This window comes from uncultured Corynebacterium sp., assembly GCF_947253065.1.
GTDB lineage: Bacteria > Actinomycetota > Actinomycetes > Mycobacteriales > Mycobacteriaceae > Corynebacterium.
Window position 1 is genome coordinate 19,714 of sequence record NZ_CAMXWS010000021.1, and the last position, 13,410, is coordinate 33,123.

Genomic DNA, 13,410 nt, shown 5'->3' on the forward strand with positions numbered 1-13,410 from the left:
AATCATGAAATTCACTCGCACCACCACCGCACTCGCGCTAACGGCTTTGCTTGCTGCACCGGCTCCCGCGTGGGCGTTGGACAGCAAAGACTTCGCAGGGGACACACCGGAAGCAGACACCGTGGTCTCCCTGCGCATGGCGGACAGTGAGCCGGAAGAAGGTGGCTGCACCGGCACTGCGATCGCACCGCACTGGGTGGTCACAGCACGCCACTGCATGGAAATGTTCAATGAGCCAGGCGGCAGCGTGCGCACCGGACAAGGTGATGAACAGCGGGTATACAAGGTAGACCGCTGGGAAAAGGCACCACGTGGGGATATCGGTCTGGTTCACACCGAAGAACCGATGCAGCTTGAAAAATTCGCAGAGGTTTCCCACGACGAGCTGCACAATGGTGAGGTCACGGTCTACGGCTGGTCTTCGGAGGGAACCGGCGGTACGGAAAAGCTGCCCATCGCTAAGGGCGATGCAGACACGTCGGCTGGCGAAGATGCGCCCGTGCTTTTCGACGCCCCCTCTGCCGCCGTCGTCTCACTGAAAAACGGCGCGCGTATCCAGGGCGGCGATTCGGGAGGCCCGATCTTCGCTGATGGCAAAGTCGCCGCAGTCATGTCCGCTGGGCTTTTCGACGACCCGGATAATCCATCCGAAGAAGACCTGCTGAGCAACCCAAAGGTCGCGGTATCCCCAGTTGCTGATCAGGCGGAGTGGATTGAAAAGGTCATCGCTGGTGAAGCAACAGGCATCGATGATGCAGCGACGATGCCGGAGAAGGTCAATGGTGCGGACGGTGCTGATGCTGCCAGCGCTATGGAAGCTGAAGAAGCCGGGGAGCAGATGCCGGTGAGCCTGTGGATCATTCTGGGCAGCGTGATCATCGTTGCTGGTGCAGCTGCATGGCGCTTTAGCCGCAAATAAGTGAAGCGGGATCGACCCCGGTAGCCAGCGCCACCGCGAGAGCAATACGCGCTTGGCTGGCGCGCAGCCAGCTACCCGGGATCGCGCCCTTTTCGCCCAAGGTGGCACCGCCACCAGCACCGCCGTAAGCGAATTCGACCTTGCCGTGCGGGACAACGGTAGTAAGCACTACCGGGATCCCCGCGGCAAGTGCGCGTTTGATGGCATGGCCCATCTGTTCAGAAACATTGCCGGAACCCATTCCTTCGACGATGATCCCGTCGGGGCGCATCTGGATCACAGCATCGAGAATGTCAGGTTCGGCTCCGGCCCAACCGGCCACGATCGGGATATTCAGCCCGGCGAGTGATGACCTGGAAAGGGGAGTGGGACGTTCAGGCGCAGAATCCACATCCGGGTATGTCGGACGGAAGGCATCGAGCGCATGCGTGTCCGCCTTGACCAGACCACGCGCCGGGAGAATCTTTCCACCAAATGCGATGACGACTCCTTGCTCCGAATCACCGCCACCAGCGATGTAATCAAATGCCGTACGGAGATTTTCCGGACCATCAGGGGACGGCGCATCAGCGGCGTATTGTGCACCGGTGAGCACCACTGGACGTGAGTCAGTGTGGAAAAGGTCGAGTGCAAGTGCGGTATCCACCATCGAATCTGTGCCATGTGTGACCACCACGCCAGTGATCTTCGGATCAGCGAGCTGCTCGTGCACGGTGGCCACCAGATCATCAATATCCGCCAGCGTCATCGCCGAAGAATCAAGGGAACGGATATCCACCGGGCGGAACGGCACATCGATCCGAGCTTGCTGGATCAGTTGCGTCGCTAAGCGGCGAGGCACCAGCGCACCGGCATCGTCTTTTTCACACGCGATGGTCCCACCAGTGGCGACCACAGCGATTTCCAAAGGAGTCATGAGGTTCAGACTAGGCGTGCCGATTGGCCTAAGACCAGCTAGCCGGTAACGTTAGGCCAGTTAGCGAGAACAAGGAGAGAATTGTGAACGCACCGACCAATGCACGGAAAATCGCCGCAATCGCGGCCGCGTTCAGCGCCGCAGTGACCCTGGCGGCATGCTCGAACAACGAAGAAGAGACCGAATCAAACTCGGCAAATGGCTCTGGTGCTGCCTCTGAGCAGGCAGCACCGGCCGCTGAGATGCCCACTGCTGATGAGCTCAACGAAGTCCTGGCACGCGCAACGAATTCGCAGCTGCCGATGGAAGAGCGCGTCAAGTCCGTTCAGGGCGGCGAGAATGCGCAGGAGCTTTTCGACGTGATGACGCAGGCGAAGGAAGAGTCCGGCGCTAATTTCCAGGTTGTCGAGCCGATCCTGCCGGGCTTCAGCCCGACTGAGGTCCTTGCTGCAGTGAACTTCACCCAGCCGGATCAGGGGCCGTCTGTTGCGGAGAATGTCTCCTTCGTTTACGAGGAGAACACCTGGAAGCTGTCCCAGTCCTGGGCGTGCACCCTGATCACCAACACGGTGACCCCGGAGCAGGTTCCGGAGATGTGCAAGGGCCAGACCGAAGGCGATGCCGCAGCACCAGCTGAGGGCGAGGCTGGCGCACCGGCACCGGCTGAGCAGGGTGCACCGGCTGAGCAGGGTGCCCCGGCACCGGCTCTCTAAAGCTCTCTTCGACTCCGCGGAGAGTCATGGGCTTTAAAAGACTGAGGGCTTTTAAGTCCTAGTCTTCCTCGCGCCACACTTCTTCCGTCCACAGCGTGGACAGGGTAAGAAGGGTGGCGCGTCCGTCTTTTTGCGCCCGGCGTTGGCGCCAGCGACGACGTACCCAGCGGTCGTGGCTGGTGATGATCACGGTGCCGGGGAAATCTACCAATGCTGCTTCGAGTTCCTCAGCAAGGGCGAGGGAGAGGTGGTTGGTGGGCTCGTCGAGAAGCAGCAGATCTGGCGGGGACGACAAGATCTTGCCCAGTGATACACGGCGGCGCTGGCCAAGGGAGAGATCCTCAAGCGGCATCGCTGCTTGCGCCGGGGTCATCAGGCCCATCTCCACGATCTCTGGAACAATATCTGCGCCGGTGACCGAGAGGTCCGTCCACGAATCATCCTGTTCCAGACGGGCAACAGTCATCTCTTCCGGCATGATGATCTCGCCGGTGTAATCAGTCAGCTCACCGTCGATGATCTTCAACAGCGTCGATTTGCCGGAACCATTCGGGCCTTCCACCAGCAGCTGTTCACCGGGCTGCACCTTGAGGTTCAGGGGCGCAAGGCGATCGGGGACAGCGAGGTCTTTAGTAATGAGTGCCGGTACACCGAGAGCTGTCGCGGTGTGCTCCGGGATGCCCATGAAGCGCAGCGGCTTTGGGGGCGCGGGAATCTCATTGCGCTCAAGAGCCTCGAGTCGGTTCTCTGCTGATCGGCGGCGGTTTCCCACGGTTTTCGCGGCGCGGTCGGCATAGTATTTCGCAGCCTTTCGCACTTCCGTCTTCGGCACATCTGAATGGAAGATGTCTTGCGCTGATTGCTCAGCAGCCTTTTCCAGGCGTTCACGCTCGTGCTCTTGAGCGGCATAATCAGATTCCCAGCGCTGGCGGCGGCGCTCACGCGCTTTCAGATAATCACTGAAAGAACCCGTGAAGCGTGCGCCCTGGCGAGTTTCCTCACCCATTCCGCCTTCCGGGCCCAAGCCGGGATCCAAGTCGACGAGGCCATCGCAGACAGCATCCAAGAAATAACGGTCGTGGGAGGCAGCCAGCACCGGGCCACGGAATGCTTCGAGTTCGCCGACAAGGAAGTCCACTGCCTCATCGTCGAGGTGGTTCGTCGGCTCATCCAAAACCATCGCATCCACCGGTCGCAGCAGGAGAGTGGCCAGTGCGAAACGGCGACGCTGCCCACCGGACATTTCCCCCAGCGGGGTGGACAGATCCACATTGGCAAGGCCCAGACCAGCAAGCACAGTCGCGATACGGGCATCGAGCTCCCACACTCCGGAATTCTCCGCACGCGCCAGTGCGAGATCGAATTCATCAGCAAGACGGGTGTTGTCCGGATCTCCCGTCATCTGGCCAGAAAGATCCGCGATTGCGCGCTCAACGCCGCGGAGTTCATCCACGGCGGCGTCGATAAGCGAACGTGCTGGCTCTGTGAACGGCAACGACGTTTCCTGGGCGATGAAGCCAGTGACTGGCGGGGTGACCAGCGTGCCGGCAGTCGGCTCAAGGTCACCGGAAATGACGCCCAACAGTGTTGACTTGCCCGCGCCGTTCTCACCGATTAGGCCCGTGACGGAACCAGATGGAACCGCGAACGAGATATCAGTGAGCACGCGGTGCCCATCGGGGTAGGTAAATGAGATTCCATCGAGTCCAATATGAAGCGGGGCAGGCATGATGCTTATTTTCCGTATCGTGTCGTGGTGGTCACGTCCTGGACCACCTTGAAATCTTGGTTCGGGCCGGCATAAATCACCCGCGTTGTGGCGGAATTCTGGCCAGCGACGGGGATCGGCTTGGTCAGATCGACCGTGATCTCCGCCTGAGACGACGTGTGCGTTTCCTCAGCCGTGAGCTTTTCGCTGCTCGTCTCACCAGCGTTTGCGCCCAGATCGAGCTCTGTTTCCGTTGGCTTTTCCGCAATGTCGAGTGCGAGCGTGACCACCGGGCCATCGATCTTGGTGACCGTGTAGGTGGTCGTGCGGCGCATCGAAGTTTGGCCGGTGGTGCGGGCTGTAGCTGTCCACTTCGCGCCCTCACCGACCTCCTCACGTGGGAAGACCGGCATCGTGGACAGAATTTGCAACATGGCGCGCTCGAGTGGTTCGCGCTCTTCGTCGGTGCTGTCTTCGGGCGGGAGCAGCTTGATCTCGCTGATCTGACCCGTTGGTTCTGCGTACCAGCGCATCTTAAAGCCATCGGCCACGATGTCGGTCTGCTCTTCAGCGCCGGTGACCTCAAGCTGTAGGGTCTGCGCTTCTGTATCGGAAGCCTCAGGTGCAGCTGACTCGACCTTGTTCGCGGCGACCGCGCCTTGGTGCACGCCGGTGGCAACCTCGACTGCCGTGGTCTGCTCAACTCCGGCTGTGTCATAGGCCAGCACGGTCTTATCACCCTCACCGGCCTCGAGCAGCTTCACACTGCCCGGATCCACCGTGAACGCAGGTACATCTGCGAACGGATCAGAATCGGTCGACGAGCACGCCGACAAGGTGGTCGTCAGAGCGGCCACGGTGCCGATTGCAATTGCTGGGAGAAACCTAATGCTCACACTTTGAACCTACCGCAGAAGAAAACGACTACAGTAAGGCGACGATGAGCAGCACTATGACAAACGGGTCCGACAAGCCCACCGCAGCCACGTCTGCGCCTGCGTCTGAAGGGAAGCGTCGTGGACCGTTCATCAAACTGATCGTGGTCACCTTGGTCCTCGTCGGGGTAGTAGACCAGGTGATCAAACAGATCATGGTGACAAACCTGACGCCCGGCGAGCCCGTCGCAGTGATCGGCGATTGGTTCCGCTGGCTATTGCTGTTCAATTCCGGTGCCGCATTTTCCATGGGGCAGAACCTGACGTGGCTGATCACCGCTATTCAGCTCGGCTTCGTGGTGGGCACGTTGATCTTCGCACCCAAGATCTTCAATAAATGGGAAGCAATCGGTCTGGCCCTGATCGCTGGCGGTGCACTGGGCAATCTCATTGACAGGTTGTTCCGCCCGCCGGGCTTCTGGTTTGGGCACGTGGTGGACTACATCTCGATCGGCAATTTCGCCATTTTCAATCTCGCGGATGTAGCCATCAACATCGGGGTCGCCACGTTCATCCTCTCGCTGTTTTTTGCCAAGGACGAAAAATGACGAGCGGATACAGGTCAATCACGGTTCCAGAAGGCCTCGATGGCATGCGTGTCGACGCAGCAGTGGCCAAAGTCTTCGGCGTGTCCAGATCCGTCGCTGCTGAGCTTGAAGTGCTTATCGACGGCACCGTTGTCCCCAAATCCGCCCGCCTCACCCCAGGTCAGACCCTTGAGGTGACGCTGCCGGAACCCAAAACGGTGCCTTTGCCAAAGGAAGAGCCCGTCGATGGCATGGAAGTGCTCTATGACGATGAGGACGTCATCGTCGTGGACAAACCCGTCGGCGTGGCTGCTCACCCAACACTTGGTTGGGAAGGTCCAACTGTTGTTGGTGGTCTGGTGGCCATGGGCTTCCAGTTGCCGGATGCTGGCCCACCGGAGCGCAAAGGCATCGTGCAGCGCCTCGATGTGGGCACCTCCGGAGTGATGGTGGTGGCCAATTCGGTTCGCGGCTATTCGGCGCTTAAACGCGCATTCAAAGAGCGCACGGTGGAAAAGACTTATAACGCGATCGTGCAAGGGCTGCCAGATCCCATCGTGGGCACGATCGATGCACCGATAGGCCGACACCCTTCGGCGGGCTGGAAATTCGCGGTGACGAATGATGGCCGCCAATCCGTCACCCACTACGAAGTGGTTGAGGCTTTCCGTGAAGCAAGCTTGCTCGAGGTTCACCTTGAGACCGGCCGCACCCACCAGATCCGCGTGCACATGTCCAGCATTGGGCACCCGTGCGTGGGCGACCCGATGTACGGTTCGGACCCGAAGCTGACCAAACGGCTGTCTTTGACCCGCCAGTGGTTGCATGCGACCAAGCTCGGTTTCACCCACCCGGGAACAAATAAGTGGATGGAGGTTTCCTCCAATTATCCCGCGGATCTGCAGCACGCTTTGGACGTGTTGCGCGGGTGAAACAGCGCGGCCTCACGCAGCGAGCCCTGCTCGGTGCTGGCGTGATAACCATCAGCATTCTCCTGGTTGGGCTGATCAGCATGCTGGGGGATCGCACCCGCTTTGAGGCACTGCCCACTGGTGATCAATTGGGGCAGGATTCTGGCGAGGCTTTTGCGGATTATGCAGTCCGTGCCCAGGACTCATTAGCCACTGCACCTGCTGATGAGCAGGTCTATGGGTTAGTGACATTCACATCTGCACTGCCACCGGAGCAGGCATCGTCTGCACTCGAATCACTTGCACGCATCAACGCTGTGGTGCCACCGGATGCCGCGCCGATCGTGGTCGGGGAGCCACAGCAAGGACACGACCGCAGCCAGATCTTCGAAATGGCCGTTCGCGACCGCCCCATTAGCTCTGTGGTGGCACGGGATGAAGGGGAGACGTTTCGTCGATTAGCGGAGCGCGACGATATTGCGACGGTGGAGGTTCTTCCAGCGGATGCCGTATGGGGAGCCTTCGGCATTCGCCCAGTGGACGCCGGGGCTGCACATGGTGACGAGTGAGCCGGACTCACACGGAAAACCGTCTTTTCTAATAAGCGAAAACGGATGTTTCCAGTAAATCCTCTATCGGTCGATCATGTGAGCGTGTATTGTGTTGAGAGCTATTTTCAGCCCCACAACGAGGAGTTAAAACGTGTCTGCGATCCGCAAAACTGGAGTTTCACTTGCCGTTGCTTCAACCCTGATTTTTGCGACGGCGTGTGGATTCGGCGGCGGCGACAACGAGAACGATGAAAGCTCTCTCGGCGCAGGTCAATACGACGTTGTAGCCAAAGAAGAAGTGCTCAACAGCATCGTCACCGACGGTAATGTTGCCCCGATCCGTCAGGCAAGCATCTCCACTTCGTTGCAGGTGCCGGTGGAGAAGATCCACGTCCAGGTCGGCGACCGGGTCAAGCAAGGCCAGCTTCTTGTCACGATGGATACGTCTTCCATTGAGCGTGAAATAGACGCCCAGCGCCAGGCAAACGAGCAGCTGGTCAGCCAGGGCAATGGTGAGCCGGTTGAGATGCAGGCGGCCGGTGACCCGAAGCAGATGGTGCTGGATGCGGGCAAGTCGATCGAGCAGGGCATTCGTTCCCTGTTCCCAGGATCCGCTAAACCGGCACCGCCGGCGAAGCAGGGACCGTCCCGCGAGGAGATTGAAAAGGCTCTGAACGAAGCGCACGAGCAGGGCCGTGCAATGGGTCAGGCTGAAGTCCAGAGCGCAATCGAGCAGCAGGCACAGATGGCTGGTGGCGCAGGCATGCCGGCCGATGCAGCCGCAGCTCAGCAGGAAGCAATGGCGCAGCAAGAAGCTATGGCTCAGCAGCAGGCAATGGCGCAGCAAGAAGCAATGGCGCAGGGCGCTGATACCAGCATGCTGGAGTACCAGATGCAGGAGCGCGAAGTCACTGCACCGATCAACGGTGTTGTGACCAAGATCGAAGCTGAGGAAGGTGCCCCGGCAGGTGGCGCTTTGATGACCATTTCGGACACCTCCCGCTACCTGATCAAGACGAGCGTGCGTGAGACCGATGTGGCCAACGTGAAGGAAGGTAACCGCGTCACCTTCACCACCCCGATCACTGGCGACCGTGAATTTGAGGGCAAGGTTCGCCGCATCGCCCCGATGGCAGACGGTGCCGAGGACGCAATGGGAGCTGCCGCTGCTGCCCGCGCCATGCAGGGTGGCGGAGAAAATAACAAGAAGGACACCGGCATTAGCTTCCCGGTTGAGATCGAGGTCCAGGGCGATACCAAGGGGCTTCGCCTCGGCGGCTCCGCGCGCGTGGAGATCATCACGGAAGAAGACCGTGACCACTTGAGCATCCCGCGCGATGCCGTCTACGACGAAAACAAGGTGCTCGTGCTCAACCGCGAGAACAAGGACGCAACCGAGGGCACGATTGAGGAACGTACTGTCAAAACTGGTGTGAAGAACGACACAGACATCTCCGTCACCAGCGGTGAGTTGAAGGAAGGCGATGTGATCATCGCATGGCCAGAGGACTTCCGTGGCCGTATCGGCGAGACGCTCACCATCACCGATGAGAACTTCAACCCGTCCGGTAAGAAGGACGAAAACGGCAAGTCTGACGAGTCCGATAAATCTGAAAAAGCGGATAAGTAGGGGAGGGTAACTGACCCTATGAGCACAGCTATTAACGGCGACGAACAGCCCGCCAAGGTCAAGATCGACCCCGACAAACTCATCTTCATGCGCGGGATCGTCAAGACTTACAACCAAGGCAAAGACACCGAGCTGACCGTTTTGCACGGCATCGACTTCGACACCAACCATGGTGAATTTGTGTCGATTGTCGGCCCGTCCGGTTGCGGCAAGTCCACACTGATGAACTTGATCGGCATGTTGGACAAGCCGACACATGGCGGATACGCATTCAACGGCCAGGACGTTTTCCAGAAGGTTGATAATGAGCTCGCTGCCTATCGCAGCGACAATATCGGGTTTATTTTCCAGAACTTCAACCTTGTCGGCCGTATCGATGCATTGCAGAACGTGGCAATGCCAATGATGTACGCCGGCGTGGGCAAGCGTGAGCGCGAAGAGCGCGCCGCGGAATTGCTCGAATTGGTTGGCATGGGCGATCGCCTCAACCACGCACCGAATGAGCTTTCCGGTGGCCAGAAGCAGCGCGTGGCTATTGCGCGCAGCCTAGCCAACGACCCGGATTTGCTGCTTGCCGACGAACCGACGGGCGCCCTGGACTCCGAGACCGGACGCATGGTCATGGACCTGTTCCACCAGCTCAACCAGGATTACGGCAAAGCGATCGTGTTCATCACCCACAACCCGGACTTGGCACAAGAGACCGGCCGGATCGTGGAAATGAAGGATGGCCGCATCATTGATGTCCGCACTGGAGGGGGAGCGTAGACCATGGAATTCCGTGAATCAGTCAACCTTGCCCTGGGCAGTCTGCGGACGAACAAGATGCGTTCGATCCTGACTCTTCTGGGCATCATCATCGGCATCATGGCCGTGGTGATCATTATGACCCTCGGCCGTGGCCTGCAAAATAGCGTGACCAGTGGCCTTGAGGATATTGGTGCCTCACAACAGGCTGTGTTCATCACCGAGAAACCTGACGAAAATGCTGACGGCGAAGAAGAGTCGGTTGGCTTCAATCCGCCTGCCACCGACGAAGCAGACAAAGTCACGCTCGAGCAGTTGGACGAGCTTAGGGACTATTTCGGTGACCGCATCGTCGGCGTGGACATCCAGAACAGCCTCGGCGGCGACGCCAAATTCAAGGACAAGGACGCCACCATTGACGTGAATCCTGTCATGGCTGACTCTATGAAAGTGCGCAACGTGGAGATCGCCTACGGGCGCGCGATCGAGCAGCAGGACATCGACAGTCAACGCCCGGTCACGGTCGTTTCGCAAGGGCTTGTCGACGCCTTCTTTAATGGCGATGGTGCCGCCGCCCTTGGCCAGCGTATCGACCTGAGCGTGGAATCGACTGGTGTGTACACCATCGTTGGTGTTGCTGAGGCGGAAAAGCAGGACGCCAGCAATTTCGGCCAGCAATCTGCTTCCGGGCAAGCCTTCGTGCCGCTGAGCTCCATCGACCGAATCTATGATCCGATCACGAGCACCGAGATGTTCAACGTGCAGGCCAAAGGTGACGAAGATCCGGCGGAGTTCCGCGACGAACTGCAAAAGTACGTCGACCGGTGGTACTCCAACAGCGACACCGCCCAGGCTGAGGTCATTGACATGCAGGCGGAGCTGGCGTCCTTCACCAAAATCTTCAGCGCGATCAGTGCCGTGATCGCCTCGATCGCAGGTATTTCACTGCTCGTTGGTGGCATCGGTGTCATGAACGTCATGCTGATTACCGTGACTGAACGCACCCGCGAAATCGGTGTGCGCAAGGCACTCGGCGCGACCCGCCGCGATATCCGCACGCAGTTCATTGTTGAGGCAGTCATCGTCTGTCTCCTCGGCGGCATTATTGGTGTGGTGCTTGGCGGTCTACTCGGTTCCATCGCCAGCGGTTTCATCGGAATGTTCTCTGGTGAGGGCTACGGGCCGATGGCATGGCCACCGATCAGTGCCGTGCTTGCTTCGCTGTTGTTCTCCATGGCAATCGGCGTTTTCTTCGGCGCATACCCTGCGAACAGGGCCGCCAAGATGCAGCCGATCGACGCTTTGCGCTACGAGTAAGCTGTCCGCATGGCCAAAAACTCCTCGTTCGTTCATCTGCATAACCACACCGAGTTCTCCATGCTCGATGGCATGGCCAAGGTGGATCTGTTGGCCGAGGAAGTGGTTCGTCAGGGCATGCCCGCCGTGGGCATGACGGACCACGGCAATATGTTCGGCTCTAATGCCTTCTACCGCCGCATGGTGGATTCAGGCGTGAAGCCGATCATCGGCATCGAGGCATACATGGCGCCGGAGTCCCGCTTCAACAAGAAGCGTGTTCTCTGGGGCACCCCGGATCAAAAGGGTGACGATGTCTCGGCCTCCGGTGCGTACCTGCACCAGACCATGCTGGCGGAAAATGCAACGGGCCTACGCAACCTGTTCAAGCTTTCCTCACTGGCTTCCTATGAGGGCCAGCTAGGCAAATGGCCGCGCATGGACGCGGAGCTCGTCGCCGAGCACGCTGACGGAATCATCGCGACGACTGGTTGTCCGTCAGGCGATGTGCAGACCCGTCTGCGTTTGGGCCAATACGACCAGGCCCTCGAGGCTGCTGCGATGTGGCAGGACATCTACGGCAAGGACAATTATTTCCTTGAGCTGATGGATCACGGCCTGCACATTGAGCGTCGTGTGCGTGATGATCTGCTGCGTATCGGGCAAGCTTTAGACCTCCCACCGCTGGTGACCAATGACTGCCACTACGTGCTGGAATCCCAAGCCCCAGCGCACGAGGCAATGCTGTGTGTCCAGACCGGTAAGACACTGCTGGACCCGGACCGCTTCAAATTCGACGGCACGGACTTTTACATCAAGTCTGCTGAGCAGATGCGCTCGACGTGGGACGACATGGTGCCGGATGGCTGCGATAACACCTTGTGGATTGCAGAGCGCGTCGGCGATTACAGCGAGCTATGGGAAGAACATCCGCACGACCGCATGCCGGTGGCCACCGTGCCAGAGGGGGAGACCCCGACGACATGGCTGCGCAAAGAGGTCCACCGTGGACTCGAGGAGCGCTTTGAAGGCAAGGAGGTGCCCGAGGAGTACCTGAAACGTGCGGATTATGAGATCAGCGTTATCGACATGAAGGGCTACCCGTCCTACTTCCTCATCGTCGCTGAACTGATCAAGCACGCACGTTCCGTGGGCATTCGCGTTGGTCCCGGTCGTGGTTCCGCTGCAGGTGCACTCGTTGCCTACGCCCTGACGATCACGAATATTGATCCGATTGAGCATGGACTTCTCTTTGAGAGGTTCTTGAACCCGGAGCGTCCGTCTGCACCGGATATCGATATTGACTTCGACGATCGTCGTCGCGGTGAAATGCTCACCTACGCTGCTGAGAACTGGGGCGAAGACAAGATCGCCCAGGTGATCACCTTCGGCACCGTGAAAACGAAGCAGGCCATTAAGGACGCCGCCAAGGTGAACTTCGGCCAGCCAGGCTTCCAGATGGCGGACCGGATCAACGCCGCGCTGCCGCCGGCGATCATGGCGAAGGATATTCCGCTCGCCGGTATTACCGACCCGGAGCACGAGCGCTACTCGGAAGCCACTGAGGTCCGCGCCATGATCGAGACCGATCCTGATGTGGCGAAGATCTATGAGACTGCGCGTGGCCTGGAAGGCGTCGTGCGTCAGGCTGGTGTTCACGCTTGTGCCGTGATTATGGCGTCCGTGCCGCTGATGGAGCACATTCCGATGTGGAAGCGCCCAGCCGACGGTGCACTCATCACTGGTTGGGATTACCCGGCGTGTGAGGCCATTGGTCTGTTGAAGATGGACTTCCTCGGTCTGCGCAACCTGACCGTGATCGGTGATGCGATTGAGAATATCCAGAAGAACCGCGGGGAGACTCTGGACCTCGAATCGCTCGATACGGATGACCCCAATGTGTACGAGTTGCTGTCGCGTGGTGACACTTTGGGCGTGTTCCAGCTCGACTCAGGCGGTATGCAGGAGCTGCTCAAGCGTATGAAGCCGACGGGCTTCAACGATATTGTTGCGTCCTTGGCTCTGTACCGTCCGGGCCCGATGGGCGTGAATGCCCACTGGGACTATGCCGACCGTAAAAACGGCCGCAAACCGATCACCCCGATCCACCCTGAGCTGGAAGAACCATTGCGGGAAATCCTGGATGAGACGTATGGCCTCATCGTCTACCAGGAGCAGATCATGAGGATCTCGCAGAAGGTAGCCAACTACACGGCTGGTGAGGCAGATGGTTTCCGTAAGGCAATGGGTAAGAAGAAGCCAGAAGTGCTTGCCCAGCAGTACGAGAAATTCTCCCAAGGCATGTTCGACAACGGCTATACCCAGTCTGCTGTCGACGCACTGTGGGGAACGATTGAGCCATTCGCGTCCTACGCGTTCAACAAGTCTCACGCAGCGGGTTACGCACTGGTGTCGTACTGGACCGCGTATCTGAAGGCGAATTATGCCTCGGAGTACATGGCAGCGCTCTTGACCTCTGTTGGTGACAAGAAAGACAAGTCTGCGATCTATCTCGCTGACTGCCGCCACTTGGGCATCTCTGTTCTGCCGCCGGACA

Annotated in this window: 12 protein-coding genes; 9 read left to right on the forward strand and 3 right to left on the reverse strand. The window is 59.1% G+C overall.

Annotated elements, in window-relative coordinates; genetic code table 11:
* Positions 1 to 4: 4 nt before the first annotated feature.
* Positions 5 to 919 carry a trypsin-like serine protease gene (locus Q0X21_RS06585; protein ID WP_297851049.1) on the forward strand — a complete coding sequence of 305 codons (915 nt, stop codon included), beginning with the start codon at positions 5 to 7 and terminating at the stop codon, positions 917 to 919.
* Here the strand turns inward: Q0X21_RS06585 and Q0X21_RS06590 are convergent.
* Positions 906 to 1,835, reverse strand: a complete 930-nt coding sequence (locus Q0X21_RS06590) for an asparaginase (RefSeq protein ID WP_297851050.1) — start codon at positions 1,833 to 1,835, stop codon at positions 906 to 908. The genes Q0X21_RS06585 and Q0X21_RS06590 overlap by 14 nt on opposite strands.
* An 83-nt stretch (positions 1,836 to 1,918) precedes the next feature.
* Here Q0X21_RS06590 and Q0X21_RS06595 point away from each other — a divergent pair, with 83 nt between their 5' ends.
* Positions 1,919 to 2,548 carry a hypothetical protein gene (locus Q0X21_RS06595; protein ID WP_297851051.1) on the forward strand — a complete coding sequence of 210 codons (630 nt, stop codon included), beginning with the start codon at positions 1,919 to 1,921 and terminating at the stop codon, positions 2,546 to 2,548.
* 58 nt (positions 2,549 to 2,606) lie between these two features.
* Here the strand turns inward: Q0X21_RS06595 and Q0X21_RS06600 are convergent, their stop codons facing one another.
* Positions 2,607 to 4,277 carry an ABC-F family ATP-binding cassette domain-containing protein gene (locus Q0X21_RS06600; RefSeq protein ID WP_297851052.1) on the reverse strand — a complete coding sequence of 557 codons (1,671 nt, stop codon included), beginning with the start codon at positions 4,275 to 4,277 and terminating at the stop codon, positions 2,607 to 2,609.
* A 5-nt stretch (positions 4,278 to 4,282) separates the two neighbouring features.
* Entirely contained in the window at positions 4,283 to 5,113 is an 831-nt protein-coding gene (locus tag Q0X21_RS06605) for a hypothetical protein (protein WP_297851053.1), read from the reverse strand.
* A gap of 95 nt (positions 5,114 to 5,208) precedes the next feature.
* Between Q0X21_RS06605 and lspA the strand changes: the two genes are divergently transcribed.
* The 7 genes from lspA to dnaE all read left to right on the forward strand — a co-directional run.
* Positions 5,209 to 5,739, forward strand: coding sequence for a signal peptidase II (gene lspA / locus Q0X21_RS06610; protein ID WP_297851054.1), 531 nt, complete (start codon positions 5,209 to 5,211; stop codon positions 5,737 to 5,739).
* Complete coding sequence (locus tag Q0X21_RS06615) at positions 5,736 to 6,650, forward strand: RluA family pseudouridine synthase (protein ID WP_297851055.1); 915 nt, start codon at positions 5,736 to 5,738, stop codon at positions 6,648 to 6,650. Before lspA ends, Q0X21_RS06615 begins: the two co-directional genes overlap by 4 nt.
* Complete coding sequence (locus tag Q0X21_RS06620; RefSeq protein ID WP_297851056.1) at positions 6,647 to 7,198, forward strand: hypothetical protein; 552 nt, start codon at positions 6,647 to 6,649, stop codon at positions 7,196 to 7,198. The genes Q0X21_RS06615 and Q0X21_RS06620 overlap by 4 nt, the downstream gene beginning before the upstream one ends.
* A 133-nt stretch (positions 7,199 to 7,331) precedes the next feature.
* Positions 7,332 to 8,810, forward strand: a complete 1,479-nt coding sequence (locus Q0X21_RS06625) for an efflux RND transporter periplasmic adaptor subunit (protein ID WP_297851057.1) — start codon at positions 7,332 to 7,334, stop codon at positions 8,808 to 8,810.
* 18 nt (positions 8,811 to 8,828) lie between these two features.
* Positions 8,829 to 9,578 carry an ABC transporter ATP-binding protein gene (locus Q0X21_RS06630; protein ID WP_297851058.1) on the forward strand — a complete coding sequence of 250 codons (750 nt, stop codon included), beginning with the start codon at positions 8,829 to 8,831 and terminating at the stop codon, positions 9,576 to 9,578.
* Between the two features lie 3 nt (positions 9,579 to 9,581).
* Entirely contained in the window at positions 9,582 to 10,874 is a 1,293-nt protein-coding gene (locus Q0X21_RS06635; protein ID WP_297851059.1) for an ABC transporter permease, read from the forward strand.
* Positions 10,875 to 10,883: 9 nt separating this feature from the next.
* Positions 10,884 to 13,410 (forward strand): DNA polymerase III subunit alpha (dnaE, locus tag Q0X21_RS06640; RefSeq protein ID WP_297851060.1); only part of this gene is annotated, 2,527 nt, incomplete at its 3' end.

Excerpts from the sequence above, each read along its gene's own strand:
- Q0X21_RS06585 (WP_297851049.1), top strand. The coding sequence starts at position 5 with ATGAAATTCACTCGCACCACCACCGCACTCGCGCTAACGGCTTTGCTT.
- Q0X21_RS06590 (WP_297851050.1), bottom strand. The coding sequence starts at position 1,835 with ATGACTCCTTTGGAAATCGCTGTGGTCGCCACTGGTGGGACCATCGCG.
- Q0X21_RS06600 (WP_297851052.1), bottom strand. The coding sequence starts at position 4,277 with ATGCCTGCCCCGCTTCATATTGGACTCGATGGAATCTCATTTACCTAC.
- lspA (WP_297851054.1), top strand. The coding sequence starts at position 5,209 with ATGACAAACGGGTCCGACAAGCCCACCGCAGCCACGTCTGCGCCTGCG.
- Q0X21_RS06615 (WP_297851055.1), top strand. The coding sequence starts at position 5,736 with ATGACGAGCGGATACAGGTCAATCACGGTTCCAGAAGGCCTCGATGGC.
- Q0X21_RS06630 (WP_297851058.1), top strand. The coding sequence starts at position 8,829 with ATGAGCACAGCTATTAACGGCGACGAACAGCCCGCCAAGGTCAAGATC.
- Q0X21_RS06635 (WP_297851059.1), top strand. The coding sequence starts at position 9,582 with ATGGAATTCCGTGAATCAGTCAACCTTGCCCTGGGCAGTCTGCGGACG.